This window comes from Brevundimonas subvibrioides ATCC 15264 (assembly GCF_000144605.1).
GTDB lineage: Bacteria > Pseudomonadota > Alphaproteobacteria > Caulobacterales > Caulobacteraceae > Brevundimonas > Brevundimonas subvibrioides.
The window spans coordinates 602,638-626,983 of record NC_014375.1 but is presented as its reverse complement, the minus strand read 5'-3'; the positions used below and the strand labels follow the sequence as shown (position 1 = coordinate 626,983).

The window sequence follows — 24,346 nt, the reverse complement described above, 5'->3', positions numbered from 1 at the left end:
TGGAGGGGGCGACCCCAGACACGGTGCTTGGTTCCGCCCCCTCCACCCCGACGCAAGAGCGTCGCGGTCCCCCTCCCCCGCTGCGCGGTGGAGGACCAAGAGGTGTGGGGCTGCGTCAACCCGGATAACCGCAGCCCCGCCCCGGTCTCGCCGGGAAGCCCGGCGAGGCGGATGCGGCCCCTTAAGGGGCAACCGTGACGACAGCGCGACGCTGCCGGATCCAATTCTGCCCCGCGCTCAAGCAGTGAGCGACCGCGTCGCGAGCGGTAGCGCCCTTCAAGAGAGGCGCTCAAGCCGTGAGCGACCGCGTCGCGAGGGGTAGCGCCCTTCGACTAGATGTAACGCCGCAGGCTGCGGGCCAGCTCTTCCTTGCCGCCGCGCTTCATCTGCGGCTGGTAGGCGACGCGGGCGTGTTCCTGGCAATAGACGCCTTCCGAAGCGCGGCGGCCGCAGAAGCTGAACTCGGTCGAGGACGGGTCCCCGATCGGCCATTTGCACATGTGCGCGCCCAGGGTCATGACCGTGGCGGTGCCGGGCATCTCGGCCACGGCGGGAAGGCTGGGCGCGGCCACGACGGGACGGGGCGCCGGCTGGGCGGCCTCGATCCGGCGCGGGGCCGAGGGCTGGGCCGGCGGCGTGGTGCGCGTGCGGGCCGGGCGGAAGGTCGAGGTGCGGGCGGGCTGCGACGGGGTCGCGCGACCCGACAGGCCGAGGCGGTGCACCTTGCCGATCACGGCGTTGCGGGTGACGCCACCGCCCAGTTGCTTGGCGATCTGCGAGGCCGACTGGCCTTCCAGCCACAGCTTCTTCAGCGCGCCGACGCGGTCTTCGGTCCAGCCTGCGGTCATGACACCCTCCGGGTCGAGCGATTCAAGATGTGGCGCCTGAGATCCCCCTCGGGTCCCCGCTGCCACAACTAATCGTAAACGACCCCTTAACAGACGCAAGATGTGCGAATCACTCCGTCCACAGAAACCACATCTTGAATCGGTGTTCGGCGAGGCCGCCGGGTGACGCGGCCTCGCCTGACCGGGCCTATTGGGCCGAGATGCGGATCAGCTGGCCGTCATCCTCGTCGGTGATGGCCCACACCGCCCCGTCGGGCGCCACGGCGATGTCGCGGATGCGCTTGCCGAAGTCGGCGATGAGCCGCTCCTCGCCCACCACCCGGTCGCCCTCGAGCACCAGACGGGTGATCGACTTGCCGCCCAGGCCCGCGATCAGCAGGTCGCCGTCCCAGCCGGGGAACATGGCTCCGGAATAGAAGGCCTGTCCGCCCGGCGCGATCACGGGATCCCAGTAGTAGACCGGCTGCTCCAGCCCGTCGCGCGCGGTGATGCCTTCGTTGATGGGCCCGCCCGCGTATTCGACCCCGTAGGCGATGACCGGCCAGCCGTAGTTCTTGCCCGCCTCGGGCCGGTTCAGCTCGTCGCCGCCGCGCGTGCCGTGCTCGATCGTCCAGACCGCGCCCGTTCCCGGCTGGACCGCCACGCCCTGGACGTTGCGGTGACCCAGCGACCAGATCTCGGGCCGTGCGCCGGTCTGGTTGACGAAGGGATTGTCGGCGGGGACCGACCCGTCGGCATTGATGCGGATCACCTTGCCCATGTGCGAGCCCAGGTCCTGGGCCTGGGGCCGCATCGGCCGGTCCGATCGCTCGCCCAGGGTGATGAACAGGTGCCCGGCCGGATCGAACGCCAGCGCCGAACCGAAATGCTTGTCGCCGTCATAGACGGGCAGGGCCTGGAAGATGACCCGGACGTCCCCGACCGAGGCGCCGTCGTCCGACAGACGGCCGCGCGCGACCGAGGTCGCGTTCCCGCCCTCGCGGGGCTCGGCATAGCTCCAGAAGATCGTCCGGTCGGTCGCGAACGACGGCGACAGGACCACGTCCAGCAGCCCGCCCTGCCCGCGGGCGTCGACGGCCGGCAGCCCGGTGATCGGCTGGCCGACCTCACCTTCGGCGGTGATGATGCGCAGACGGCCCTCGCGCTCGGTCACCAGCCAGCGGCCGTCGGGCAGAAGGGCCAGTCCCCAGGGATGCGACAGGCCCGACGCGACCACGCGGGTGGTCAGGGCCTGCTCGGTCCGCACGCCCGGCGCGCGGGTCTGGCCGGCAAACGCCGGCGTCTGGCTCGCGCCGTTGGCCGGCCGGGTTTCGAGGGGGGCGCCCGCGGTCGGGGTCTGGGCCTGTCCGCTGGCCTGGCAGGCGGCGGCCAGAACCAGAACGGACGTCGAAGCGGCGAGCAGAAGCGGACGCATGGTGTTCTCCGGGTCGTTGAAGGGTGTGTTCCTGTGTGCCCCGAACGGCGGTCGGGCTCCAGCGTTCCGGTGTCGCGGACGATCAGGGCGAATGCCGACTTGAACCGAAGGGGTGCGGACGATATACGCACGCCTCTCGCGCGCGGCCCCGGCCGTCCGCGCTCTGCCCCTCGGGCCAGAGGCTGGGTAGCTCAGATGGTTAGAGCGGTGGATTCATAACCCACAGGTCGGCGGTTCGATCCCGCCTCCAGCCACCACTTCCATGGATCACGACGGTTGCAGGATCGGCCTTGCCGCGCGGATCAGGTCGTCAAGCCGCGTCAGCAGCGCGCGCCCCGCATCGGTGGCATAGAGGTGTCGCGACGTCGCCTCCCGGCCGTTTGACGCCATCAGCAGCCAGCCTCGACCGGGAGGCAGGGCACCGCTGTCGCCGGGAGTCAGCAGGGCGCGCGAGGCCCGGGACGCCGTGGCGTTCGTCGTGTCCATAAGGATCGCCAGTTCCTTGACCCGGATGCCCGGGTTCTCGGCGACATAGAGGAACGCCAGGAGCTCTGACACGGTGACGTTGGGAGCCTGCTTTCGGATCATCACGAGGCAGGCCAGGACGCTGTTCCTGCGTCGGCCGTCTTCAGTCATCGACATAGGGCGCGATCCGGACCGGAGCCACCGCCCGGGGACGGGTCCTGGGCTTGCGTTTACGGAACGCCAGCTCGGCCCTCGGAAGGCTGCGGCTCAGGATCTGGTGTTGCACGACGATCTCGTTCGTGGCGCGCTCGAGTGCGACCGGATCATCGGCTTCGATGTCGATGACGATGGTGGCGCGGACGCGCAAGGGGGCCGCGGACGGTCGGCCGTCCGACGGTGACAGCCTCCCCGGCCTGAAGTTGTCCCGCAGCGTCATGCCCCCCCCCTGTGTCTCCGTTGGCCGGCACCTCCAGTATCTCGACCTGAGGATCAGCAACCGGGACGCGATTGGCTCACCCATCGCCCCCTTCAGACAACGGTCAATACCGTGACGCCAGCGCGTTCCGAAACATAACTAAATTTAATGTCTCGGAATTACTTGTCGATATTGCGAATATAAGTCCGACCACCCACGATCGACTGCAATCCAGGGCTCGTGCCCTTTGAGGGACGGCCGCGCGCGCATTTGATTACATATACGTAACTCGAAACACGGACGCGAGGGAGGGTCCCGTGCCGCGTGTCGGCTGACCGCCGCTTTCGAATGCGCGGCAAAAAAGTCGAGGGTGGGGCAACCTTCACCGTAATCTGTGTTTGATCGGCGCGCTCGACCGACTTTTCAGCCGGGCGCGCGGATCGGCCGGGCGCTTTCGATCAGAACGTCGAGCCGGGCACACAGATCGACGCCGGACTCGGTCAGGTACAGATGCCTCGACACCGCCTCGCGGTCGTTGGCGGCCATGAAGAGCCATCCGCGCGCGGGCGGCAGCACGCCGGGATCCTCTGCTCTCAAAAGCGCGCGCGAGGCGCGGGACGCCGTCGCCGCGGTCGTCTCCATCAACGCGGCCAGCTCCTTGACGCGGACGCCGGGGTTCTCGGCCACATAGAGAAGCGCCATGATTTCGGACATCGTGATGCCCGGCGCCATCCGCCGCAGCAGCACCAGACTGGCCAGAAGGGTGTTGCGACGACGCCCGGTGGCGTCAGTCGTCGGCATAGGGCGTCACGACGATCGTCGGCGCGGGCGGTCGGCGCGTCGCCCTGGGCTTGCGCCGCCGGACGTCCAGGAGGGCGTCCGGGAAGCGGCGTCGGAGCGCCTGATACTGCTGCTCGACGGCTCCGAGCTCGTGGTCGGCGCCGGACTGGTCCGCCGCATCGACGTCGATGGTGATGGTCGCCCGCAGCCGGAGCGGGGCCTCGGAATCGGGTGCGGCCTGGCCTGGCTCGCTCCTGAGCTTCTTCTCGATACCCGCAGCCCGCACGGCCAGGAACGCCCACCCTATGCTGGACTGGACGAGCAGCAGCAGTTCGGAACGAAACGGGTTGATCATGTACCGTACCTCCCCTGCCGCGGCCCGCCGTAATGCGGCTTCGTGGTGCGTGCCAGGGCATCATGTCGCAAAAGAAGCGGTGCGTTAAGTGCACATCGCCGGTCGGAGCCGCCGCTGTGATAACGGGTCGCAGGTCCGCGACGGCGACGGGGACGGGGCCGCCCGCAACCGATCGATCCAGATGGCGTTTACGGCAAAGGTTCATCCCTTCTCGAGGACAAAATGATCATGCGCTCTCCCTCCCTGCTGGCCGTTCTGGCCGTCGCTTCCCTCGGCATCGCCGCCTGCACCCAGGCCGAGCAGGAACAGACCGAAGTCCGGGCGGACGCCGCCGGCGACCAGGCCGAGGTCGCGGCGTCGCAAGCCGGTCAGGAGCTAAAGGAAGGTGCCGCCGCCGCCGGTGAGGTCATCGAATCCGGTGCCATGAAGGCGGCGCAGGCCGTCGAGACCGGGGCCGGCAACGTGGCCGACCGCCTCGAGGCCGAGCAGGCCGAAGCCGCGGCCCAGGGCCGTCCCGGTGCCGTGGATCCCGCCACCGACGAACGCCAGTAGGTAGGGACCCGGCCGCGCGCTACGACGCGCGTTCGGCCCGGACCGCGTCGATCAGGGCCCTCGCCTGGGGGCTCGACCAGTCCGCCTCGCCGGCAAAGGCGGCGCGGATCCGCCCCTGACGGTCCAGCAGGATCGTCTGGGGCATCTTCCCCTTGCCCGGAAACTCGAACGGCAGCTGGAATTTCGGGTCGCTGTAGAACGGCAGGGGGTCGTGGACGTCGATGAAGCTGCGGGCATCGGCCAGGGCGTCGGCCCCGACGTCCACATTCACCGGCACGACGACCAGGTCGCCATCAGGATAGGCCTTGGCCAGCGCCGCCAGCGTCGGCATCTCGGTCCGGCAGGGGGCGCACCACATCGCCCACAGATTGACCAGCACCACCTTGCCCCGGAAGTCGGCGAAGCGGACATCGGCCCCCTCCCGGGTCTTGAAGATGTAGTCCGGAGCCGTCTCGAGCGCGGCGGGCGTCTCCAGGGTCGCAAGCGGGCCGACCGCGAACCGGGAGAGGGGGCTCTGAGGCAGATCGGCGGGTGATGTCGCAGCCGTGACGACGTCACCCCGGCCGCTCAAATTCATGCGCCAGACAGTATAGGCTAGGCCGACGACGGCGAGAGCGATAAGGCCCGCGACAATCGCCCTGGTCCGTCCGCCCTTTTTGCCCGAGCCACTCATGTCCGACGCCATCCCTGATGATCCCTCGACTAAGGCCGCGACCCCGGCTCAAGGTCAAGGCATGTGGGGCGGCCGCTTTTCGTCGCGGCCGGCCGACATCATGCAGGCGATCAACGTCTCCATCGGCGTGGACCGGCGATTGTGGGCCCAGGACCTGGCCGGGTCGCGGGCCCACTGCCGCATGTTGATCGACCGGGGGATCGTGACCGCCGCCGACGGCGCGGCCATCCTGTCGGGCCTCGACACCATCCAGTCGGAGATCGAGGCCGGGACCTTTCCCTTCCGCGACGAGTACGAGGACATCCACCTGAACGTGGAGGCGCGGCTGTCCGAGCTGATCGGCGAGCCGTCGGGCCGGCTGCACACGGCCCGCAGCCGCAACGACCAGGTCGCCCTGGATTTCCGCCTGTGGGTCCGCGACGCCTGCGACCGGACGATCGCCCAGCTGTCGGCCCTGCAGCACGCCCTTCTGGCCCGCGCCGAACAGCATGCCGGCGACCTGATGCCCGGCTTCACCCATCTGCAGACCGCCCAGCCGGTGACGCTGGGCCACCATCTGATGGCCTATGTCGAGATGTTCGGCAGGGATGCGTCGCGCTTCACCGACGCCCGCGCCCGGATGAACGAGAGCCCGCTGGGGGCGGCCGCCCTGGCCGGGTCCCCCTTCCCCATCGATCGCCATGCGACGGCCCTGGCGCTGGGCTTCGACCGGCCGATGGGCAATTCGCTGGACGCCGTTTCGGACCGGGATTTCGCGCTTGAGACCCTGGCCGCCGCCTCGATCACGGCCGGCCACCTGTCGCGGTTCGCCGAGGAGATCGTGGTCTGGATGACGCCGATGTTCGGCTTCGCCTCCCTGCCCGACGACCTGACCACCGGCTCGTCGATCATGCCGCAGAAGCGCAACCCCGACGCCGCCGAACTGGTCCGGGCCAAGACCGGCCGCATCCTGGGGTCGTTCGTCGCCCTGTCGACCGTGATGAAGGGCCTGCCGCTGGCCTATTCCAAGGACATGCAGGAGGACAAGCCGCCGGTGTTCGAGGCCATGGACGCCCTGGACCTGGCCCTGACCGCCATGACGGCCATGGTCACAGCCTTCACGCCGAACATCGCCCGCATGGCCGAGGCGGCCGGCTGGGGCTTTTCCACCGCCACCGACCTGGCCGACTGGCTGGTGCGCGAGGCCGACCTGCCCTTCCGCCAGGCGCACCATGTGACGGGCGCGGCGGTCAAGCGGGCCGAGGCGCTGGGCGTGGGTCTGGCGCAACTGCCGCTGAAAGAACTGCAGGCCCTGCATCCCTCGGTGACAGAAGCGGTTTACAAGGTGCTGACCCCTGAGGCTTCCTGCGCCAGTCGCCAGAGTTTCGGGGGCACCGCGCCGGAACAGGTCCGCGCGCGCATCGCCGAGTGGAAAGAGCGTCTCGCATGAAAAAGCTGATCGTCGCGGGCGCGCTCGCCCTGACCGCCCTCGCCGCCGCCGGCTGCGGCCGGATGGCGGACCTTGAGACCCCCGGCCCGCGCGAGACCGAGCGCGCACCCCGCGACGCCCGTGCGCCGGACCTGCCCGATCCCGCGACCGTCAACCGCCCGTCCAGCCAGATCCCGATCGACGGCGGCCCGTCGAACCCGTTCGGCTCTCCCGCCGCCGCGCGCGACCCGCGCTAGGTCGGCAAGCGCCTTGGATCACTTCCAGCTCCGGGCAGGCACCCTTCACGCCGAGGACGTGCCGCTCGACACCCTCGCGGCCGAGGTCGGCACGCCGGCCTATGTCTATTCGACCGCGACGCTGAGCCGGCACTACGGCGTGTTGCGCGAGGCTGTCGACGCCCATCCGGCCGCCTTCGGCGACGCGCTGATCGCCTTCGCGGTCAAGGCCAACTCAAACCTGTCGGTGCTTGCGACCCTGGCCCGTCTGGGGTCGGGGGCGGACACGGTGTCGGAGGGCGAGATCCGCCGCGCCCTGAAGGCGGGCATTCCCGCGGCCCGGATCATCTTCTCCGGCGTCGGCAAGACCGATGCGGAACTGGCCTATGCGCTGGACGTCGGCGTGCGCCAGATCAACGTCGAGAGCCCGGCCGAGCTGGACCGCCTGATCGCGGTCGCCGCCGAGAAGGGTGCCTGCCCCGACATCGCCATCCGCGTGAACCCCAAGATCGGTGCGGGCGGCCACGCCAAGATCACCACGGGCGGCGAAGGCGACAAGTTCGGCATCCCTGCGGATGAAGCACTGGCCCTGTATGCCCGCGCCGCGGCGAGCCCGCATGTGACCCCCGTCGGCCTGGCCTGCCATATCGGCAGCCAGATCATCGACCTGACGCCGCTGGAGGCCGCCTTCCGCCTGCTGCGCGAGATGACGCTCACATTGCGCGGACAGGGCCTGTCGGTGACCCGGCTGGACCTCGGCGGCGGTCTGGGGGTGCCCTATTCCGGTGGAGCCGAGACCGCGTCGGTGGCCGACTATGCGGCCATGGCGGCGGGGGTGCTGGAGGGGCTGGAAGTCGAGGCCGCGTTCGAGCCGGGCCGCCTGCTGGCCGCCAATGCCGGCGTGCTGCTGGCCCGCGTCATCCAGATCACCGAGCGGGCGGACGGGCGACGCTTCCTGGTGCTGGACGCCGCCATGAATGACCTGGTCCGCCCGGCCATGTATGACGCCTTCCACGAGGTGAAGCCCGTCACCCCCCGCGACGGCGACCTCATCGCCTACGACATCGTCGGCCCCGTCTGCGAGACCGGCGACACCTTCGCCCGCGGCCGCGACCTGCCGCCGCTCCAGGCCGGAGACCTGGTCGTGTTCACGGGGGCCGGGGCCTATGGCGCGGTCATGTCGAGCGAATACAACAGCCGTCCCCTGGTGCCCGAGGTGCTGGTCGACGAGGCCCGCTGGGCGGTGGTGCGCGGACGGCCGACCTATGATGAGATGTTGACGCGGGAAACGGTGGCAGGCTGGCTGTAGCCCGCCCTTTCCGGGTTTCGGATGGAGAGAGCCTTGGGAAAAGCGTTCGGGCTCTCGTTACTCGCCTTCATTCTGGCGTTCGCCATCGGCACGGTACGAATCGGCGGGCCGCTTCAGCTGTTCGTCGGCATGGGGTTGATCGGCGTCATGCTGGCGGCGCTCGCCGCTGCCGGCGTCACGTTCGTCGCCGTCGTCATCACGACCGTGGCGGAGCGGCAGTCCCGCAGGCGCGATCCATAGCTGTCCGGGCGGGACCGTCCCGGACCGGGCTCACCCCAGAAACCGCGTCACCGCCGCCAGGAACCGCCCCGGCTGGTCGATCATGACCATGTGCTCGGCGCCCTCGATCCGTTCGAAGCGGGCGGGCCGGGGCAGGTTGCGGTATCCGGCCTGGAACAGGCCATCCAGCTGTGACCGGGGCGAGCGGTCGTCGGCGCTCCAGCCATAGACGACGGTAACGGGGGCCGTGATGTCGGGCAGGCGGCTGCGCAGGTCGGTGGTCATGACCTCGTACAGGCCCTGGGCCAGAACCTGGCGGTCGCCGCCCTGCCAGCCCACGGCGGAGAAGACGCTGTCCGAGGCCCCGCCGAGCTGGTCGCCCAGGGCGGACCCCTGCATGCGCAGGGCCTCGTCGCCGAGAAACAGCAGGGCCTGATAGGCGATGCGGGCGATCGGCTCGACGTCGCCGACCGTGGCCCCCGGGCTGATCAGGGACGGAAAGAAGGGTGTGGCGTCCACCACCATGACCCGGCCGACGGTGCCGCCCCGCCGGTCACGCCCGGCATCGGCGGCGGCTCTCAGCGCCACCAGACCCCCCATCGAATGACCGATGAGGGCGGGTCGGTCCAGTCGGGTCTCGGCGATATAGCGGCGCAGCTCTGATGCGACCGGCGCGACCAGGGCCCCATTGGTATTGGCTCCGGACGGCACGTCGCCGAAGCCCCTTACGGAAACGATGTGGACGCGGTGACCGTCGTCGAGCCGGTCCGCCGTGCGCCGCCAGACCTCGCCGGTCGAGGCCAGGCCGGGGATCAGGATCACGTCGGGCCCGCTGCCCTGCACGGTCACCACGATCCGGTCGGAGGTGAACGGCCTCGCCTGGGCCACGGCCATACCGGGCAGGGTCAGCAGGGCGAGGATCAGCAGGAGGAAACGGCGCATGTCGAACCCCTGAACGGCTATCGCGGCATTTGGTTGGCGCACTTGAAATCCGCGTCGCACAGGCGTGAAGTGCGCTCAGGAACCTCGGGGGAGGATGCTATGAGAACACGCTATCGGCTCAACACCCTGGCCGCCATGAGCGGCGCCCTGGCCCTGGCAGGGCCCGTGTCGGCGCAGGAGGCCGTGCCCCCTGCCCCCGCCCCGCCGGAATCGTCGACCCAGACGCCTGCGCCCGCCGGGTCGGACTGGTGGGTCTTCTCGCGCTCGGACCAGCGCGGCTATCTGATCGACGTGAACAGCATCGCGCGGACCGGCGACGAACTGACGGTGACCATCGCCCGGGTCCCGCGACAGGGCGATCCGACGGATTACAGCCATACCCGGGATGTGTTCGGCATCCGGTGTGCCGCGCGCGAGACGCATGTCGATCAGGCGATGGACGTGTTCGAGGACGGCGAGCCGACCGAAGCCTACGCCACCGGAGAGCCGTGGGAGGCCATTCGGCCTGGCTCGCTGGACGAAGGCGCCCGGGTGATCGCCTGCGAGGACCGTCGCCCGCCCGGGCCCTCCTATCCCAGCGTCAACGCCTGGATCGACGCCGGCCGGCCCTGAGCCCGGAACGAAAAACGGCCCCGGGATCGCGCCCGGGGCCGGCTTCGTCTCACACGTCCAAAACGATCAGGCCGCGGCCTTCACCCCGGCGAACTTGCCGTAGAAGGTCTCGCCCTTTGCCGCCATGTCGCGCAGCAGCTGCGGCACGCGGAAGCGGTCGCCGTAGCGGTCGGCATAGACGTCGGCCTGTTCCACGAAGGCCTTCAGACCGATCTGGTCGATCATGGTGATGGGGCCGCCGGTCCAGGGCGCGAAGCCCCAGGCCAGGATGGCGCCGACGTCGGCCTCGCGCGGGTCGTCGATGACGCCCTCTTCCCAGCATTTCGCGACCTCGACGGCCTGGCGATACAGCAGGCGGCGCTTCTGGTCCTCGATCAGCTCGGGGGTCGAGTCGTTGATGGTGACGGTCGCCAGGTCCGACAGGCCGGACCAGAGTTTCTTGGGCTTGGTGTCGTAGTCGTAGAAGCCCTTGCCGTTCTTGCGACCATAGCGACCCAGGTCCTCGACCATCTTGCGGACGATCTCGTGGCCTTCGATCGGCACATAGGCGTCGCCCAGATCTTCGGCCGTCTGCTTGGCGATCTTGACCGACAGGTCCAGCGCGACGTCGTCGTGCATTTCCAGCGGCCCGCGCGGCATGCCGGTCATCCGGCCCAGGTTGTCGATCAGGGCGGGGGCATAGCCCTCCTCCAGCATCGCCAGCCCCTCGGCCACATAGGTGCCGAAGCAGCGCGAGGTGTAGAAACCGCGGCCGTCGTTGACGACGATCGGGGTCTTCTTGATCTTGATGATGTAGTCCAGCGCCTTGGCGATCGCCGCCGGGCCGGTCTTCTCACCCAGGATGATCTCGACCAGCATCATCTTGTCGACGGGCGAGAAGAAGTGGATGCCGATGAAGTCCTCGGGCCGGACCGAGGCCTCGGCCAGGCCCGTGATCGGCAGGGTCGAGGTGTTGGAGCCGAACACGGCGCCGGCTTCCAGCTGGGCCTCGGCGCGCTTGGTGACATCCGCCTTGATCTCGCGGTTCTCGAACACCGCCTCGATGACCAGGTCCGAACCCTTGATCTGGTCATAGTCGGTCGTGGCGACGACCGAGGCCAGCAGGGCGTCGAACTTGTCCTGGGTCAGCTGACCGCGCGACAGCCGCTTCTTCAGCAACTCCTCGACATGGGCCTTGCCCTTGTCGGCGGCGTCCTGGTCGCGGTCGATCAGGATGGTCTGGATGCCGGCGAGGGCCTGAACATAGGCGATGCCCGCGCCCATCATGCCGGCGCCGATGACGGTGACCTTCTTGGGGTCCGACTGGGGAATGCCGGCGGGACGCACCGCGCCCTTGTCGAGCTCCTGCTTGGACAGGAACAGGCTGCGGATCATGCCCTGGGCCTGCGGCGTCATCAGGGTCTTGATGAAGTAGCGGGTCTCGATGCGGAGCGCCGCGTCCATCGGCACCTGGGTGCCTTCATAGACGGCCTTCATCAGGTTGGTGACGGCCGGGTAGTTGCCGTACGACTGCTTGCGGATCATCGCATTGCCGACGAGGAAGTTCTGGATGCCGGCCGGGTGGTAGGGGCCGCCGCCCGGCAGCTTGAACGACTTGTCGTCCCACGGCTGGACGGCCTTGCCGCCGCCCTTGATCCAGGCCTTGGCGGCCTCGACCTCGGTGCCCGCGGGCACGACCTCATGCACCACGCCCGCGCCCTTGGCGTCGTTCGGACGCCACGACGAGCCCGAGCTCATCGCCGTCATCGCCGCCTGGACGCCGATCAGACGCGTCAGACGCTGGGTGCCGCCACCGCCGGGGAACAGGCCGACCTTGATCTCGGGCAGGCCCAGCTGGATCTTGGGGCTGTCGCCGACCACGCGGTAGTGACAGGCCAGGGTGACCTCCAGCCCGCCGCCGAGCGCCAGGCCGTTGATCGCGGCGGCGACCGGCTTGCCACAGGTCTCCAGCGCGCGCAGGGCGCCGTTCATCTTCCAGCCGGCGTCGTACGCCGCCTGCAAGTCGCCCGAGCCGGACAGCAGTCCCGACGCCATGTCGCCCAGGTCCGCCCCGGCGCAGAAGCCGGAAGCCTTGCCCGAGGTGATGACCGCGCCCTTGATGGCGTCGTCGGTCTTGATGCGTTCGACCAGGGCCGGCAGCTCGTCCATGACCTTGCCGGTCAGGGTGTTCATCGACCGTCCGGGGACGTCGAAGGTGATCAGGGCGATGCCGTCGGCGTCGACGTCGATCTTGAAGTTTTCCATTGGATCAGTTCCCTCAGACGCGTTCGATGACGGTGGCGGTGCCCATGCCGCCGCCGATGCACAGGGTGATCAGGGCGGTCTCCTTGCCGGAGCGCTCCAGCTCGTCGAGCGCGATGCCGGTGATCATGGCACCCGTGGCCCCCAGCGGGTGGCCCATGGAGATGCCGCCGCCGTTCACGTTCATCTTGTCGTGCGGGATGTCCAGCGCCTGCATGTAGCGCAGCACGACGGCGGCGAAGGCCTCGTTCAGCTCCCACACATCGATGTCGGCGACGGTCATGCCCAGCTTGCCGAGCAGCTTCTTGGTCACGAACTCCGGACCCGTCAGCATGATCGAGGGCTCCGACCCGATCGAGGCGGCCCCCTTGATGCGGGCGCGCGGCGTCAGGCCCAGCGCCTTGCCGGCCTCCAGCGTGCCGATCAGCACCCCGGCCGAGCCATCGACGATGCCCGACGAGTTGCCGGGCGTGTGGACGTGGTTGACGCGCTCGACCTCGGGGTAGCGCTGGTTGATCACGGCGTCGAACGCCATCTCGCCCATCATGGCGAAGGACGGGTTCAGGCCGCCCAGCGACTGCATGTCGGTGTTCGGACGGATCGTCTCGTCGCGGTCCAGATGGACCAGGCCCAGCTGGTTCTTGACCGGCACGACCGACTTGCCGAAGCGCCCGTCGGCCCAGGCGGCGGCGGCGCGCTTGTGCGACTCCATCGAGTAGGCGTCGACGTCGTCCCGGCTGAAGCCGTACTTGGACGCGATCATGTCGGCCGACACGCCCTGGGGCACGAAATAGGTCGGGAAGGCGCTGGACGGATCGACCGGCCAGGCCCCGCCGTCCGAGCCCATGGGCACGCGGCTCATGGCCTCGACGCCACCGCCGACGGCGAAGTCGGCCTCGCCGGACTTCACCTTGGCGGCCGCCATGTTCACGGCTTCCAGGCCCGAGGCGCAGAAGCGGTTGATCTGGACGCCGGCGACGCTCTGGTCCCAGCCGGCCGCGAGGACGGCGGTGCGGGCGATGTCCGCGCCCAGTTCGCCGATCGGGGTCACGCAGCCCAGGATGACGTCGTCGACCTTCGAGGTATCCAGGCCGTTGCGGTCGCGCAGGGCCTCCAGCACCTGGGTCGCCAGGCTCAGCCCGGTGATCTCGTGCAGCGATCCGTCCTTCTTGCCCTTGCCGCGCGGCGTCCGCACGGCGTCGTAGATATAGGCTTCGGTCATCGGGTGGGTCTCCAAAGAGGACGGTTTCGACGCTGGGGCGTCTAAAGCCTACGTTTACGTCAACGTCAAGTAATGGCTGGTCCCATTGAAGGCCAGAGGCGGTGCCCGGGCAAGCGAAAGCCGGCGAGGTCGCCCCCGCCGGCTTCACATTCTCTGGAGGCTTCGACCCTAGGCCGCCTTGCCCTGCATGGCCTCGGCATTGACGGCGGCGTCGGCGATCGCGGTCAGATCCTCGTCGGTCTGGGACTCTTCCTGCAGGGTCTCGTCCAGCAGGGCCGCCGCGTCGTCGAGACCGAGCACCAGGGCCCAGCGCTTCAGCGTGCCGTAGCGGGTGATCTCATAGTGTTCGACGGCCTGGGCCGCCGCCAGCAGTCCGGCGTCGAGGGCCGCCGTGCCCTTGTATTCCTCGGCGATCTCGTCGCCCTCGGCCAGGATGCCCTCGATGGCGTCGCAGGTCTTGCCGCGGGCAGGCTTGCCGATGATCTCGAACACCTGCTGCAGGCGTTCGATCTGGCCCTCGGTCTGGCCCTTGTGCTTCTCGAAGGCCGCCTTCAGCTCGGGCGACTGGGCCGCGCGCTGCATCTTGGGCAGGGACTTCAGGATCTTGCGCTCGGCGTAATAGATGTCCTTGAGCGTGTCGTGGAACAGGGTGTCGAGGGTCTTGTCGGCCATGGGGAGGGCTCCGTTGGTGTGAGCCCCTAGAAGCCACTGCAAGAACGCCGGTTCCTATGTCGTCAAGGCGACTCCGGTCACGCCGCCGCCACATCGTACAGCGCGTCCAGGCGTGGTTTGAGCATGCGGTAGCATTCGCAGGCCGCGGCCTCGAGACCGGGGCGGTCGATGATGCGGATGATGCCCCGGTTGTAGGACACGAGCTTTCGCCGCTTCAGCTGGGAGGCCGCCTCGCTGACGGTGGAACGGCGCGCGCCGATCAGACGCGCCAGCTCCTCCTGACGGAAGGTCATCACGTCGCGGGGGGACAGGTCGTCGGCCGTCAGAAACCAGCGGGCGATCCGGTCGGGCACGGGATGTTCGGCATTGCAGGCGGCGGCCTGCGCGGCCTGGGCCTGATACAGGTCGGTCAGCGCCAGCAGCCGCGCCATGATCATCGGTCGTTCAGCCGCAAGCGTCCGGAGCGCCTGGGCGCTGGCCACCCAGGCCTCGCCCGACGCGCGACACACGATCTCCCACCCGCACGTCAGGTTGGCCATGACGGGAGCCAGACCCGTCAGGCCCTCGCAGCCGATGACGGCGGTCTCGATCGCGCTGCCGTCGGAGAACCGGATCAGGTTGGCGAACTGCGCGTCGATCGGAAAATGGACCTGATCGACGGGCGCGCCCTGGTCCACGACGGTCTGATCCACCGTGACCGATACCCGGCGCAGCAGGGGTTTCAGGGCGGCGGCATCCTCGGCAGCGAGGCCGGATACGAAGCGGTTTTCGACTGGGTCTGACATTCCACCGCAACGCTTCAGGCCCGTCTGCGATCCCTGTGTGCGGCACCGGGCACAGTTCGGGCGAACAGCGTGCTAGTTCACGGTCTGTTCAGGAGCCCGCCCTTGCCGACCTATTTCTGCTTCATCGAGCGCGACATCATGGGAACGCCCCATATGGAGGCGCTCGATGCCGAGAGCGAAGCCGAGGCGCGGGCCCAGGCCGAAGCCCTGCTGCAGACCCACACCAGCGGGATCGCGGCCCATATCCTGCTCGACGACGTCCGCATCGCCACGATCCGCCGACTGGCCCAGGATCGGCGCTGACTAGCGCAGGTCGGGCGGCGTCGCTTCTTCGGTCAGGATGCGGATGGCCTCCTCGACCGAGACCACCGTCTGGGCCTGGGAGCCAAGGCGGCGGATGGCGACCTGGCCCTGTTCGGCCTCGTTGCGGCCGACCACGGCGATGACCGGCACCTTGCCGACCGAGTGTTCGCGCACCTTGTAACCGACCTTCTCGTTCCGGAGGTCGGTCTCGACCCTCAGGCCCGCCGCCTTGAACTTCGCGGCCACCTCTTCGGCATAGCCGTCAGCGTCCGAGGTGATGGTGGCAACCACCGCCTGGACCGGCGCGAGCCACAGCGGGAAGGCTCCCGCGTAGTTCTCGATCATGATGCCGATGAAGCGTTCGAACGATCCCAGGATGGCCCGGTGCAGCATGACCGGCCGGTGCTTCTGCCCGTCCTCGCCGACGTATTCGGCGTTCAGTCGCTCGGGCAGGACGTAGTCCAGCTGCAGCGTTCCGCACGTCCATTCGCGGCCGATGGCGTCCTTGACCACGAAATCCAGCTTGGGCGCATAGAAGGCGCCGTCGCCCTCGGCGATGACCGGATCGACCCCGGCCAGGCGCGCCGCCTCGCCCAGCATGCCCTCCGCCTTGTCCCAGAATTCGTCCGATCCCGCCCGCACGTCCGGGCGCGTCGCCAGGTTGATGTAGGCCGTCTGCATGCCGAGGTCGGCGTGGACGATCCGGGTCAGTTCGATGAACCGGCGCGTCTCCTCCACGATCTGGTCCTCGCGGCAGAAGATATGGGCGTCGTCCTGGGTGAAGCCGCGCACCCGCATCAGCCCGTGCAGGGCTCCCGACGGCTCGTAGCGGTGGCAGGCCCCGAACTCGGCCATGCGCAGCGGCAGCTCGCGGTACGACCGCTGGCCGATGCCGAAGATCTGCACGTGGCCCGGGCAGTTCATCGGCTTCAGGCTGAGGGTCTCGCCCTCCACCGTCTCGCAGACGAACATGTTGGGCCGGTATTTCTCCCAGTGGCCGGAGGCCTCCCAGAATTTGCGATCCAGCACCTGGGGCGTCTTGACCTCGACATAGCCCGCGGCGTCCAGGCGGCGGCGCATATAGGCCTCGATGACCTGCCACAGGATCCAGCCCTTGGGGTGCCAGAAGACCATCCCCCGGCCCTCTTCCTGCATGTGGAAGAGCTCCATCTGGCGGCCCAGCTTGCGGTGATCCCGCTTCTCGGCCTCCTCGATGCGCAGCAGATAGGCGTCGAGATCGTCCTTGGTGGCCCAGGCGGTGCCGTAGATGCGCTGCAGCTGCTCGCGGTTGGAATCGCCCCGCCAGTAGGCCCCCGCCAGCTTGGTCAGCTTGAACGCCTTGCCCACCGACTTCGTCGACGGGAAGTGCGGGCCCCGGCACAGGTCGATCCAGTCGCCCTGCTTGTACAGGGTGATCGTCTGGTCGCCCGGCAGATCGCGGATCAGCTCGGCCTTGAACTTCTCGCCCTTCGCTTCGAAGAAGGTGATCGCCTCGTCGCGGTCCCAGACCTCGCGCTCGAACTTCGCGTCGCGATCCACGATCCGCGACATCTCCTTCTCGATGGCGGCGAAGTCGTCGGTCGAGAAGGGCGTCTCGCGGAAGAAGTCGTAATAGAAGCCGTCCTCGATGGCCGGGCCGATCGTGACCTGGGTGCCGGGAAACAGCGTCTGCACGGCCTCGGCCAGCACGTGGGCCGTGTCGTGGCGGATGGTGTAGAGCGCCTCGGGGTCGTCGCGCATGATCAGGCGGAACGATCCGCCCGTCTCCAGCACACGGTTCAGGTCGCGCTGCTCGCCGTTCAGTTCGGCCAGGACGGCCTTCTTGGCCAGCGACGGCGAGATGGCATGGGCCACGTCGCGCGCGGTCGATCCGGCCGGATACTCACGCGTCGCGCCGTCGGGAAAGGTCAGCTGGATCATCGGTCTTCAGTCTCAAGGGGCGGTGCGTCTTTTGCAGGCACGGGGTCGTATCCCGAACCGCCGAAGGGGTGGCATTTACAGAGCCTGCGCAGCGTCAGCCACCCCCCCTTTCGCAGACCATGCCGTATCAGGGCGTCGCGGCCGTAATCCGAACAGGTCGGCAGGAACCGGCAGGACTGGCCGAAGAACGGGCTGAGCGTCAGCTTGTAGCCGCGATGCGCCGCGCGCACCCCGCGTTCGTACAGGGTGACGGGCGTCTCGAGGGGCGGGCCGTGATCCGTCACGCGGCGCCGGTACGCGGGGCGTGGACGCCCTGAGCCTGGGATACGGCCTCCAAAGTCGCCTCGATGGCCACCATGGTCGAGGCGTGGCGCGCGGGATAGGCGGCGACCTGTTTCAGCGCGCGCAGGCCCTCGAAGCGACCGTCCGGTCCGTCGCCGCCGGACTTCAGCATGGCCAGCATGGCGTCGCGGGCGGCCCGGAGTTCCGCATCGGAGGCCCCGATGACCGCCTCGCCGAGAACCCCCGCGGCCGCCTGGCCCAGGGCGCAGGCCTTCACGTCCTGGGCGAACCCGGCCACGCGCCCGTCGGCGTCGAGGGTGACGTCGACGATGGCGCGCGATCCGCACAGCTTCGCGGTCCGGTCGCCCGTGCCTTCCGGGGCCGTCAGCCGCCCGGCGTGAGGCAGGTTCGCCGCCAGCGTCAGGATGCGCGCGCTGTAAAGGTCGTCGATCATCCGGCCAAGATAGGCGGGGCGGGGCACCGGGAGAAGATGGGCGCGCGGCCCATCGTCAGGAACCGTGCATTTGTCACAGAGTTGAGGGCTGGCTAGCCTTCCTCCGTCCCCGACACGTCTGTCTCGAAACTGCCAAGGAACACCCATGCGCCTGACCCTGATCGCCGCCGTATCCGCCCTCGCCCTGACGGGGGTCGCCACCGGTGCCCTGGCCGCACCCGTGGCCGTGACCCAGGCGACCGAATATTCCGACGCCCAGCTCCAGGCCTTCGGCACGGCGATGAGCGCCGTCCGCGCCGCCGCCCCGACCGACGGCAGCGCGCCGAACGCCGAACAGCAGGCCGCCATGGCCGCGGCGGTCTCGTCGTCCGGCATGGACATCACCGCCTTCAACGCGCTCGCCACCGCCGTCTCGACCGATGAGGTGCTGCAGGCGCGCCTCGCCGTGCTGGCGACCCCGGACTCTCCGGCCGGCTCCGTCGCCGCCTCGGTGACCGACGCCGAGATCGCCCAGTTCGGGGCGGCCATGGTTCAGGTGCGCGCGGCGGCCCCGACCGACGGCTCGGCCCCCACGACCGAGCAGCAGGCCGCCATGGCCTCTGCCGTGTCGGCCTCGGGTCTGGCTCTGGACCGGTTCAACGCCATCGCCCAGGCCGTGTCTTCCGACGAACGCCTGCGCGCCCGTCTGGAGCTGGCCGACGTCAAGGCGGACTGACGCCTACTGGCCCTGCAGCGAGGACCAGGTTCGGGCTGACGCCAGGGCGGTCGTGTCGGACGTCGCGGGCGCGGCCGTCCGGCCCTGGCTGCGCAGCCACTGCAGGTTCCGCTCGGCCGAGGCAGGGGGAAGCTCGCGGCGGATGATCTGCTCCGCCTCGCCCGTCTTGCCCTGGAGCCCCAGAACCATGGCCAGGTTCAGTCGCATCTTCTGCGTCGCGGCCGGCTGGGTGACGGCGCGGCGCAACAGGGTCTCGGCTCCCGGGGCATCCCCGTCGGTGGCCAGGGCCATGGCGGCGTTGGTCAGGACCTCGGGATTGTCCGGCGACAGGGTCAGGGCCGCGTTCCAGGCCTCCCGGGCATCGGCCGTGCGGCTGACCTGCTGATAGGCCACACCCAGCAGCGACAGCGGGCGCCAGTCGGTGGGTGCCAGGCTGCGCGCCTGTTCCAGCGGCGCGATGCCGTAGAAGGCCTGTCCCCGGGCGATCTGGGTGCGCCCGATCTCCAGCATCGCCTCGACGTTCTGCGGCTGGATCACCAGCACCTGCTGACCGACGGTGGTGGCCTGATCGAACTGGCCCAGCTGGCGCAGGGCCTCGACCAGACGGACGCCCGCCACCGGGTCGGCGGGGTTCACCTCCATCTCGCGCGACCAGAACACCGACCGGGCCAGAGGATCCAGGCGGCCGTAGGCGGCCCTCTCCTCGGCCGAGGCCGGCTGGCGCGGCGCGGACGCCGCTGCGGGATCGGCGGTCTGCGCGACGGCCGCGCCCGCTCCGGCGAGCGACAGGGCCGCCAGGGTCATTGAGATCAGGGAGCGATTGCGCGACATGGGTCACCCGGCGAATGTCTTCGACCCGCAGAGTCCGCTCTTCGCGTCAATCATTGGTTAATCCGTATCCAAGGCCCTCCATGTCCGTCGTCGCTCCCGATCCGATCGTCCCCGCCGATGCGCCCGAGGCGGCGACCGCCGTCCCGGTCCGCTTCGTCGGCCCGTCGGGGGAGGTCGCAGCGGAGGGCCGCGCCTGGGCCGGGCGACTGGGTTTCACGGGCAAGCCGGGACAGGTCGTGGTCGTGCCGGGCCCGGACGGCGGCATCGACCATGTGCTGGTCGGCACGGGCAAGACCTTCGATCCGATGAGCGCGCGCGCCCTGTCGGCCCGGCTGCCGGCCGGCCTCTATCGACTGGAGGCTGAACCGGAGCAGGCCCGCGTGGCCGCCCTGGCCTTCCTGCTCGGCCGCTACCGGTTCGACCGCTACAAGCCGCGCAAGGACGAGGACGAGGTGCGTCTGGTCGCGCCGGAGGGCTTCGAGGCCGCCGAGGCGGGCCGCATCGCCGCCGCCTGCGCCCTGGCGCGCGAGATGGTCGACACCCCCGCCGCCGACATGGGCCCCCTGCAGATGGAGACCATCGCCCGCGAGATCGCCGAGGCTCACGGGGCCTCGATCGCGGTCGTGACCGGCGATGCCCTGCTGGAGGAGACCTATCCGGCCATCCATGCCGTGGGCCGCGCCGCCGCCCCGCACCGTGCCCCGCGCCTCATCGAGATCGGCTGGCGGATGGACCGGACCGACCGGCCGCTGATCGCCCTGGTCGGCAAGGGCGTCGCCTTCGATTCGGGCGGACTGGACATCAAGTCCGCGGGCGGGATGCGCAACATGAAGAAGGACATGGGCGGCGCGGCCCACGTCCTGGCCCTGGCCCGTCTGGTCATGCAGGCGGGCCTTGACGTGCGGCTGGTGGTGCTGGTCGCGGCGGTGGAGAACGCCATTTCCGCCGACGCCTTCCGGCCCGGAGACGTGCTGGCCAGCCGCAGGGGGCTGACGATCGAGATCGGCAATACGGATGCGGAAGGCCGCCTGATCCTCGCCGACGCCCTGACGCGGGCCGGCGAGCACGAGCCCGACCTGACGCTGGATTTCGCCACCCTGACCGGGGCCGCGCGCGTCGCCCTCGGCCCCGAACTGCCGCCGCTCTACACCGATGACGAGGCGCTCGCCGCCGACCTTCTGGCGGCCGCGACGGCCGTGCGAGACCCCCTGTGGCGAATGCCGCTGTGGGCCGGTTACCGGGCCGCGATCGAGTCGGACATCGCCGACGTCAGGAATGACTCCGCCGCCTGGGCCCAGGGCGGCTCGATCACCGCGGCCCTGTTCCTGCAGAAATTCGCGCCGACGACGGGTGCCTGGGCCCATCTGGACGTCTTCGCCTGGAACAGCCGCAACCGCCCCGGCCATCCCGAAGGTGGCGAGGCACAGGGCCTGCGCGCCGCCTATGCGATGCTGAAAGCGCGATACGGCATCGTCTGAACACCCCACGGTCGACCGTCTCCGTCGGAGGGGCCTTCCGTCGGTGGGGATGACGATCTGGGCACCCGGCGGGCGCGCGCAGCGCCCCGGCGCGCCATTGTCCGGACAAGACGGGGCACAGCGATCGCCTGGGCCCGGATCGCGCGCAGACCGTTCGTGGCCGCGATGGCACCCGCGATCAGCAGGGCGTCGACGAAGACCCCGACATCGAACAGGGCGAACCATGCCAGCGTGTCGGGGAGCATCAACCCGAACAGCCGCATCCCGTCGGCCTCGAACAGCACCACCAGCCCGACTCCGGCCATGGCCAGAAGGGCGTAGAAGGCGATCCGGCCGCGCCTCAGCCGGTTCAAGCCGCGCGCGGGAGCCTCGACCAGCCAGCGGTTCAGCGCCCGCCCGATCTCCGTGTCCGGAAAGGCTCGCATCACGCCGATGACCACCACCATCCCTGCAAGCACCAGCAGCATCCGTCCCTCCCTGGCCACGCCCGACTGAACTGGCGTTCTCCGACCGGGATTCAAGATATCCGGACTGCGTCGCGCCATTAACGGGACTTTCGCCTTCGTCGGGCAAAAGGGTGGGCCAATCGTCAGGGCCTTCGCGTTTGACCGACCCCTCTGCCACCCTCGATCCGGCGACCACGCTGGCCCGGCCTGATCTGGCCGCGCTGACGCTGGAAGGCCGTGTCCGGGCGCAGGCCTACCGGGCGACCGAGCCGCTGCGCTGTGTCCAGGCCTTGGCCGATATTCACGCCGAGGCCTCGCCGGCCTCGGAACGGGTCGATCAGCTTCTGTTCGGCGAGATCTTCGACGCTCTGGAGCGGCGCGGGGGTCGCGTCTGGGGCCAGGCTCGCCGGGACGGTACCGTCGGCTGGATGGACGCCGAGGCTCTCGGCGGGGCGGGTGCCCTCCCCACCCACCGGATCGCCGCTGTCGACGGCGACCTGCCGCTGAACGCCCTGGTCCGGAGCGGAGAGGCCGCGCAGGCCGGTCTGGTCGAGATCGGCGATTTCGAAACAGACCCGGTCACCGTGGCGGAACGGCTGGTGGGCGTGCCCCATGCGCTCGGCGCGCGGTCGTCCCTCGCCACCGACTGTTCGGGCCTGGTGCAGCAGGCCCTGCTGGCCTGTGGCCTCGCCGCACCGCGCCGCTCGCATCACCAGGCCGAACTCGGCCAGGCCGTCTCGCGCGCCGAAGCCCGCCGCGGCGATCTCGCCGTCTGGCTGAACATCCAGCCGGGCCAGAGCTGGACCGGCCATTCGGCCTTCATGCTGGATCAGGCGCGCGTCCTGCACGCCACCGGCCATCACGGCGCGGTGGTGGTCGAGGCCTTCGCCGAGGCGGACGCCCGGTATCTGGCCGACGGCTTCCAGCCGGCCGTCTTCCGCCGCCTGACCCCCTGAACGCAAACAGGCGGCCCGAAGGCCGCCTGTCCGAAGTCTGTCCGAGACCGCCGATCAGGCGTTCGGCGGAGCCGGGCTGTCCGCCGCAGGCGGAGCGGCCGGGGCTTCCTGGACCGGAGCCGTGCCCACGGTGCCATCCGTCGGGGCGGCGGCGCCTTCGCCCTGGACGGCGGCGGCGCCGTCGGCGGCGGGGGCGGCCCCCTCGGCCGGCGCGGCGGCACCGGGTTGACGGGTCGGATCGGGCGCGGGGATCGCATAACCGCCCGAGCCTTGGCTGCGCAGATAGGCGATCAGGTTCACGCGCGCTTCCGTGTCCCGCAGACCGGCGAACGACATCTTGGTGCCCGGAACATATTTGGCCGGGGCGAGGAGGAACTGATCCAGCTCGTCATAACCCCAGGTCGGGGCCTCGGCCTTGTGCGCCGCCATGGCGTCCGAATAGGCGAAGCCCGCGGCATGCATGACCGGACCACCGACCACGCCGTACAGGTTCGGGCCCGTGCCGTTCGCGCCGCCCTGGGCCACGTTGTGGCAGCCCTGGCAGCGCGCGAAGGCGGCCTCGCCGGCAGCCAGGTCGGCGACCGGCAGGACGGTGCCCCAATCCGGCATCAGTTCGACTTCCTCGGCCCCGGCGGCGGCTTCTTCCGGCGCGTTGACGAAGTAGCCGGCCTTTTCCGGTGTCTCGGTCGTATAGACCGCCTGGGACACCTGCTGGACCATCAGGATCGCGAACGCCGTCGCCAGGCCCGCACCGAAAATCTTGTTCAACTTCAGATCGCCGCTCATCGCGTCGTCGCATCCCGTCTTCTAGAGGCCCGTTGCACTGCAGCAATCCGGGCGAATTTCTTGCGTGGGGGTCTCTGACACGCTAGCGCCGCCTTCGCAACCGGCCCGGCCCCTGTTCGCGGGTGTCGGTAAGTCGCAGCCAGGAAACGCATCGATGACGCCTCTGATCCTGATCCCCACCCGGATGGCCGCCACGCGCCTGCCCGGCAAGCCCCTGGCCGACATCGGCGGCCGGTCGATGATCGTGCGGGCCTGGGAGCGGGCGATGGATTCCGGCCTGCCGGTGGCGGTGGCCGCCGGGGATCCCGAGATCGTCGCCGCCATCGAGGCCGTGGGCGGGCGCGCGGTCCTGACCGACCCGGACCTGCCCAGCGGGTCCGACCGCGTGCTGGCGGCGCTGGAGACGCTGGATCCCGACGGCGAGTATGACGCGGTCATCAATCTGCAGGGCGACATGCCCTTCGCCGATCCGGGCATCGCCACGGCCTGCGCGGCCCTGCTGCACGGCGAGCCCTCCTGCGACATCGCCACCCTGGTCGCGCCCGAAAGCGAGCCGTCGGACCGGACCAACGTCGATGTGGTCAAGGCTGTGCTGGCTCTCGAAGAGGGTCACCGCCACGGGCGGGCGCTCTATTTCACCCGCTCGACCCTGTACGGAGACGCGCCCGTGTGGCGCCACATCGGCGTCTACGGCTATCGCCGCGAAGCCCTGAAGCGGTTCTGCACCGCCCCGCCCTCGCCTCTGGAGAAGCGCGAGAAGCTGGAACAGCTGCGGGCGCTGGAGATGGGCCTGTCGATCTGGGCCGCCGTGATCGCCGAGGCCCCGATCTCGGTCGACAACCCGGCCGATCTGCAAGCGGCGCGGGCGCTGGCCGCGACCGCCGGCTGATCCCCCCGGGGCACCTGCTTCCAAACCCCGACCGGCCTTTCGGTCCGTTGGACTCACAGAGTCCAAACGAGTGCAATTGAAGGGCAAGAAATTCAGCGACTTGCACTCAATGGACTCGGTTTTTCCGAGTCCATTTCC

Annotated in this window: 29 protein-coding genes and 1 tRNA gene; 12 read left to right on the top strand and 18 right to left on the bottom strand. The window is 69.6% G+C overall.

Annotated elements, in window-relative coordinates:
* Positions 1-332 precede the first annotated feature (332 nt).
* A complete protein-coding gene (gene gcrA, locus BRESU_RS03120) occupies positions 333-848 on the bottom strand; it encodes a cell cycle sigma 70 cofactor GcrA (protein WP_013268042.1) in 516 nt (171 codons plus the stop codon).
* Positions 849-1,035: 187 nt separating this feature from the next.
* The gene (locus BRESU_RS03115) at positions 1,036-2,262 is read right to left on the bottom strand and encodes a PQQ-dependent sugar dehydrogenase (RefSeq protein WP_013268041.1); all 1,227 of its coding nucleotides are present in this window, start codon (positions 2,260-2,262) and stop codon (positions 1,036-1,038) included.
* Positions 2,263-2,442: 180 nt separating this feature from the next.
* On the opposite strand from BRESU_RS03115, the gene BRESU_RS03110 reads away from it, so the two are divergent.
* A tRNA-Met gene (locus BRESU_RS03110) sits at positions 2,443-2,519 on the top strand.
* 10 nt (positions 2,520-2,529) lie between these two features.
* On the opposite strand, the gene BRESU_RS03105 is transcribed toward BRESU_RS03110, so the two are convergent.
* The 4 genes from BRESU_RS03105 to BRESU_RS03090 all read right to left on the bottom strand — a co-directional run bounded on the left by BRESU_RS03105 (position 2,530) and on the right by BRESU_RS03090 (position 4,277).
* Positions 2,530-2,904, bottom strand: a complete 375-nt coding sequence (locus tag BRESU_RS03105) for a helix-turn-helix domain-containing protein (protein WP_013268040.1) — start codon at positions 2,902-2,904, stop codon at positions 2,530-2,532.
* Entirely contained in the window at positions 2,891-3,163 is a 273-nt protein-coding gene (locus BRESU_RS03100) for a hypothetical protein (protein WP_013268039.1), read from the bottom strand. The genes BRESU_RS03105 and BRESU_RS03100 overlap by 14 nt, the downstream gene beginning before the upstream one ends.
* 402 nt (positions 3,164-3,565) lie before the next feature.
* Positions 3,566-3,943 (bottom strand): MarR family transcriptional regulator, encoded by a 378-nt coding sequence (locus BRESU_RS03095; protein WP_013268038.1) that lies wholly within the window; start codon positions 3,941-3,943, stop codon positions 3,566-3,568.
* Positions 3,930-4,277 (bottom strand): hypothetical protein, encoded by a 348-nt coding sequence (locus BRESU_RS03090; protein WP_013268037.1) that lies wholly within the window; start codon positions 4,275-4,277, stop codon positions 3,930-3,932. Before BRESU_RS03090 ends, BRESU_RS03095 begins: the two co-directional genes overlap by 14 nt.
* Positions 4,278-4,505: 228 nt before the next feature.
* Here BRESU_RS03090 and BRESU_RS03085 point away from each other — a divergent pair, with 228 nt between their 5' ends.
* Entirely contained in the window at positions 4,506-4,829 is a 324-nt protein-coding gene (locus tag BRESU_RS03085) for a hypothetical protein (RefSeq protein ID WP_245528592.1), read from the top strand.
* Positions 4,830-4,848: 19 nt separating this feature from the next.
* Here BRESU_RS03085 and BRESU_RS03080 read toward each other — a convergent pair whose 3' ends face one another.
* Positions 4,849-5,406 (bottom strand): TlpA family protein disulfide reductase, encoded by a 558-nt coding sequence (locus tag BRESU_RS03080; protein ID WP_245528591.1) that lies wholly within the window; start codon positions 5,404-5,406, stop codon positions 4,849-4,851.
* A 157-nt stretch (positions 5,407-5,563) separates the two neighbouring features.
* On the opposite strand from BRESU_RS03080, the gene argH reads away from it, so the two are divergent.
* From argH to BRESU_RS03060, 4 genes are read left to right on the top strand one after another with little or no spacing between them, the layout of a single operon-like run.
* Positions 5,564-6,931: an argininosuccinate lyase gene (gene argH / locus BRESU_RS03075; protein WP_013268034.1), complete on the top strand. Its 1,368-nt coding sequence runs from the start codon at positions 5,564-5,566 to the stop codon at positions 6,929-6,931.
* The gene (locus tag BRESU_RS03070; protein ID WP_013268033.1) at positions 6,928-7,167 is read left to right on the top strand and encodes a hypothetical protein; all 240 of its coding nucleotides are present in this window, start codon (positions 6,928-6,930) and stop codon (positions 7,165-7,167) included. The genes argH and BRESU_RS03070 overlap by 4 nt, the downstream gene beginning before the upstream one ends.
* 13 nt (positions 7,168-7,180) lie before the next feature.
* Entirely contained in the window at positions 7,181-8,455 is a 1,275-nt protein-coding gene (gene lysA / locus BRESU_RS03065) for a diaminopimelate decarboxylase (RefSeq protein WP_013268032.1), read from the top strand.
* 33 nt (positions 8,456-8,488) lie between these two features.
* On the top strand, positions 8,489-8,695 hold the full coding sequence (locus tag BRESU_RS03060; RefSeq protein ID WP_013268031.1) for a hypothetical protein: 207 nt from the start codon (positions 8,489-8,491) through the stop codon (positions 8,693-8,695).
* Between the two features lie 30 nt (positions 8,696-8,725).
* On the opposite strand, the gene BRESU_RS03055 is transcribed toward BRESU_RS03060, so the two are convergent.
* Positions 8,726-9,616, bottom strand: coding sequence for an alpha/beta fold hydrolase (locus BRESU_RS03055; protein WP_013268030.1), 891 nt, complete (start codon positions 9,614-9,616; stop codon positions 8,726-8,728).
* A gap of 99 nt (positions 9,617-9,715) precedes the next feature.
* Here BRESU_RS03055 and BRESU_RS03050 point away from each other — a divergent pair, with 99 nt between their 5' ends.
* On the top strand, positions 9,716-10,228 hold the full coding sequence (locus BRESU_RS03050) for a surface-adhesin E family protein (protein WP_013268029.1): 513 nt from the start codon (positions 9,716-9,718) through the stop codon (positions 10,226-10,228).
* Between the two features lie 66 nt (positions 10,229-10,294).
* On the opposite strand, the gene BRESU_RS03045 is transcribed toward BRESU_RS03050, so the two are convergent.
* The 4 genes from BRESU_RS03045 to BRESU_RS03030 form a co-directional block, all read right to left on the bottom strand.
* On the bottom strand, positions 10,295-12,472 hold the full coding sequence (locus tag BRESU_RS03045) for a 3-hydroxyacyl-CoA dehydrogenase NAD-binding domain-containing protein (protein WP_013268028.1): 2,178 nt from the start codon (positions 12,470-12,472) through the stop codon (positions 10,295-10,297).
* A 13-nt stretch (positions 12,473-12,485) separates the two neighbouring features.
* Positions 12,486-13,691 (bottom strand): acetyl-CoA C-acetyltransferase, encoded by a 1,206-nt coding sequence (locus tag BRESU_RS03040; protein WP_013268027.1) that lies wholly within the window; start codon positions 13,689-13,691, stop codon positions 12,486-12,488.
* Positions 13,692-13,859: 168 nt separating this feature from the next.
* On the bottom strand, positions 13,860-14,363 hold the full coding sequence (locus tag BRESU_RS03035) for a YciE/YciF ferroxidase family protein (RefSeq protein ID WP_013268026.1): 504 nt from the start codon (positions 14,361-14,363) through the stop codon (positions 13,860-13,862).
* Between the two features lie 77 nt (positions 14,364-14,440).
* On the bottom strand, positions 14,441-15,148 hold the full coding sequence (locus BRESU_RS03030) for a Crp/Fnr family transcriptional regulator (RefSeq protein WP_013268025.1): 708 nt from the start codon (positions 15,146-15,148) through the stop codon (positions 14,441-14,443).
* Between the two features lie 102 nt (positions 15,149-15,250).
* Here BRESU_RS03030 and BRESU_RS03025 point away from each other — a divergent pair, with 102 nt between their 5' ends.
* Positions 15,251-15,451, top strand: coding sequence for a hypothetical protein (locus BRESU_RS03025; RefSeq protein WP_013268024.1), 201 nt, complete (start codon positions 15,251-15,253; stop codon positions 15,449-15,451).
* On the opposite strand, the gene thrS is transcribed toward BRESU_RS03025, so the two are convergent.
* From thrS to BRESU_RS03015, 3 genes are read right to left on the bottom strand one after another with little or no spacing between them, the layout of a single operon-like run.
* Complete coding sequence (thrS, locus tag BRESU_RS03020; protein ID WP_013268023.1) at positions 15,452-17,371, bottom strand: threonine--tRNA ligase; 1,920 nt, start codon at positions 17,369-17,371, stop codon at positions 15,452-15,454. It abuts the gene before it with no gap.
* The gene (yidD, locus tag BRESU_RS17065; protein WP_013268022.1) at positions 17,368-17,655 is read right to left on the bottom strand and encodes a membrane protein insertion efficiency factor YidD; all 288 of its coding nucleotides are present in this window, start codon (positions 17,653-17,655) and stop codon (positions 17,368-17,370) included. The genes thrS and yidD overlap by 4 nt, the downstream gene beginning before the upstream one ends.
* Positions 17,652-18,107 carry an iron-sulfur cluster assembly scaffold protein gene (locus BRESU_RS03015; RefSeq protein WP_013268021.1) on the bottom strand — a complete coding sequence of 152 codons (456 nt, stop codon included), beginning with the start codon at positions 18,105-18,107 and terminating at the stop codon, positions 17,652-17,654. The genes yidD and BRESU_RS03015 overlap by 4 nt, the downstream gene beginning before the upstream one ends.
* A gap of 145 nt (positions 18,108-18,252) precedes the next feature.
* On the opposite strand from BRESU_RS03015, the gene BRESU_RS03010 reads away from it, so the two are divergent.
* Entirely contained in the window at positions 18,253-18,822 is a 570-nt protein-coding gene (locus tag BRESU_RS03010; protein WP_013268020.1) for a DUF4168 domain-containing protein, read from the top strand.
* Between the two features lie 3 nt (positions 18,823-18,825).
* Here the strand turns inward: BRESU_RS03010 and BRESU_RS03005 are convergent, their stop codons facing one another.
* Positions 18,826-19,653 (bottom strand): tetratricopeptide repeat protein, encoded by an 828-nt coding sequence (locus BRESU_RS03005; RefSeq protein WP_013268019.1) that lies wholly within the window; start codon positions 19,651-19,653, stop codon positions 18,826-18,828.
* 80 nt (positions 19,654-19,733) lie between these two features.
* Between BRESU_RS03005 and BRESU_RS03000 the strand changes: the two genes are divergently transcribed.
* A complete protein-coding gene (locus BRESU_RS03000; protein ID WP_013268018.1) occupies positions 19,734-21,131 on the top strand; it encodes a leucyl aminopeptidase family protein in 1,398 nt (465 codons plus the stop codon).
* On the opposite strand, the gene BRESU_RS02995 is transcribed toward BRESU_RS03000, so the two are convergent.
* Positions 21,095-21,598: a hypothetical protein gene (locus tag BRESU_RS02995; RefSeq protein WP_013268017.1), complete on the bottom strand. Its 504-nt coding sequence runs from the start codon at positions 21,596-21,598 to the stop codon at positions 21,095-21,097. The two genes, BRESU_RS03000 and BRESU_RS02995, sit on opposite strands and share 37 nt — an antisense overlap.
* Before the next feature lie 137 nt (positions 21,599-21,735).
* Between BRESU_RS02995 and BRESU_RS02990 the strand changes: the two genes are divergently transcribed.
* Positions 21,736-22,533, top strand: coding sequence for a C40 family peptidase (locus BRESU_RS02990; RefSeq protein WP_013268016.1), 798 nt, complete (start codon positions 21,736-21,738; stop codon positions 22,531-22,533).
* 54 nt (positions 22,534-22,587) lie between these two features.
* On the opposite strand, the gene BRESU_RS02985 is transcribed toward BRESU_RS02990, so the two are convergent.
* A complete protein-coding gene (locus BRESU_RS02985) occupies positions 22,588-23,301 on the bottom strand; it encodes a c-type cytochrome (protein ID WP_245528590.1) in 714 nt (237 codons plus the stop codon).
* A gap of 172 nt (positions 23,302-23,473) precedes the next feature.
* Here BRESU_RS02985 and BRESU_RS02980 point away from each other — a divergent pair, with 172 nt between their 5' ends.
* Positions 23,474-24,208 carry a 3-deoxy-manno-octulosonate cytidylyltransferase gene (locus BRESU_RS02980; protein WP_013268014.1) on the top strand — a complete coding sequence of 245 codons (735 nt, stop codon included), beginning with the start codon at positions 23,474-23,476 and terminating at the stop codon, positions 24,206-24,208.
* The last annotated feature ends 138 nt before the right edge of the window (positions 24,209-24,346 follow it).

Coding starts and splice junctions, on each gene's coding strand:
- BRESU_RS03000 (WP_013268018.1), top strand. CDS start 19,734: ATGTCCGTCGTCGCTCCCGATCCGATCGTCCCCGCCGATGCGCCCGAG.
- BRESU_RS03030 (WP_013268025.1), bottom strand. CDS start 15,148: ATGTCAGACCCAGTCGAAAACCGCTTCGTATCCGGCCTCGCTGCCGAG.
- BRESU_RS03005 (WP_013268019.1), bottom strand. CDS start 19,653: ATGTCGCGCAATCGCTCCCTGATCTCAATGACCCTGGCGGCCCTGTCG.
- BRESU_RS03080 (WP_245528591.1), bottom strand. CDS start 5,406: ATGAATTTGAGCGGCCGGGGTGACGTCGTCACGGCTGCGACATCACCC.
- BRESU_RS03070 (WP_013268033.1), top strand. CDS start 6,928: ATGAAAAAGCTGATCGTCGCGGGCGCGCTCGCCCTGACCGCCCTCGCC.
- BRESU_RS03100 (WP_013268039.1), bottom strand. CDS start 3,163: ATGACGCTGCGGGACAACTTCAGGCCGGGGAGGCTGTCACCGTCGGAC.
- BRESU_RS03050 (WP_013268029.1), top strand. CDS start 9,716: ATGAGAACACGCTATCGGCTCAACACCCTGGCCGCCATGAGCGGCGCC.
- BRESU_RS03055 (WP_013268030.1), bottom strand. CDS start 9,616: ATGCGCCGTTTCCTCCTGCTGATCCTCGCCCTGCTGACCCTGCCCGGT.
- BRESU_RS03010 (WP_013268020.1), top strand. CDS start 18,253: ATGCGCCTGACCCTGATCGCCGCCGTATCCGCCCTCGCCCTGACGGGG.
- BRESU_RS03090 (WP_013268037.1), bottom strand. CDS start 4,277: ATGATCAACCCGTTTCGTTCCGAACTGCTGCTGCTCGTCCAGTCCAGC.
- BRESU_RS02995 (WP_013268017.1), bottom strand. CDS start 21,598: ATGCTGCTGGTGCTTGCAGGGATGGTGGTGGTCATCGGCGTGATGCGA.
- BRESU_RS03085 (WP_245528592.1), top strand. CDS start 4,506: ATGCGCTCTCCCTCCCTGCTGGCCGTTCTGGCCGTCGCTTCCCTCGGC.
- thrS (WP_013268023.1), bottom strand. CDS start 17,371: ATGATCCAGCTGACCTTTCCCGACGGCGCGACGCGTGAGTATCCGGCC.
- BRESU_RS03035 (WP_013268026.1), bottom strand. CDS start 14,363: ATGGCCGACAAGACCCTCGACACCCTGTTCCACGACACGCTCAAGGAC.
- BRESU_RS03015 (WP_013268021.1), bottom strand. CDS start 18,107: ATGATCGACGACCTTTACAGCGCGCGCATCCTGACGCTGGCGGCGAAC.
- BRESU_RS02980 (WP_013268014.1), top strand. CDS start 23,474: ATGACGCCTCTGATCCTGATCCCCACCCGGATGGCCGCCACGCGCCTG.
- BRESU_RS03115 (WP_013268041.1), bottom strand. CDS start 2,262: ATGCGTCCGCTTCTGCTCGCCGCTTCGACGTCCGTTCTGGTTCTGGCC.
- BRESU_RS03095 (WP_013268038.1), bottom strand. CDS start 3,943: ATGCCGACGACTGACGCCACCGGGCGTCGTCGCAACACCCTTCTGGCC.
- BRESU_RS03105 (WP_013268040.1), bottom strand. CDS start 2,904: ATGTCGATGACTGAAGACGGCCGACGCAGGAACAGCGTCCTGGCCTGC.
- BRESU_RS03045 (WP_013268028.1), bottom strand. CDS start 12,472: ATGGAAAACTTCAAGATCGACGTCGACGCCGACGGCATCGCCCTGATC.
- argH (WP_013268034.1), top strand. CDS start 5,564: ATGTGGGGCGGCCGCTTTTCGTCGCGGCCGGCCGACATCATGCAGGCG.
- gcrA (WP_013268042.1), bottom strand. CDS start 848: ATGACCGCAGGCTGGACCGAAGACCGCGTCGGCGCGCTGAAGAAGCTG.
- BRESU_RS03040 (WP_013268027.1), bottom strand. CDS start 13,691: ATGACCGAAGCCTATATCTACGACGCCGTGCGGACGCCGCGCGGCAAG.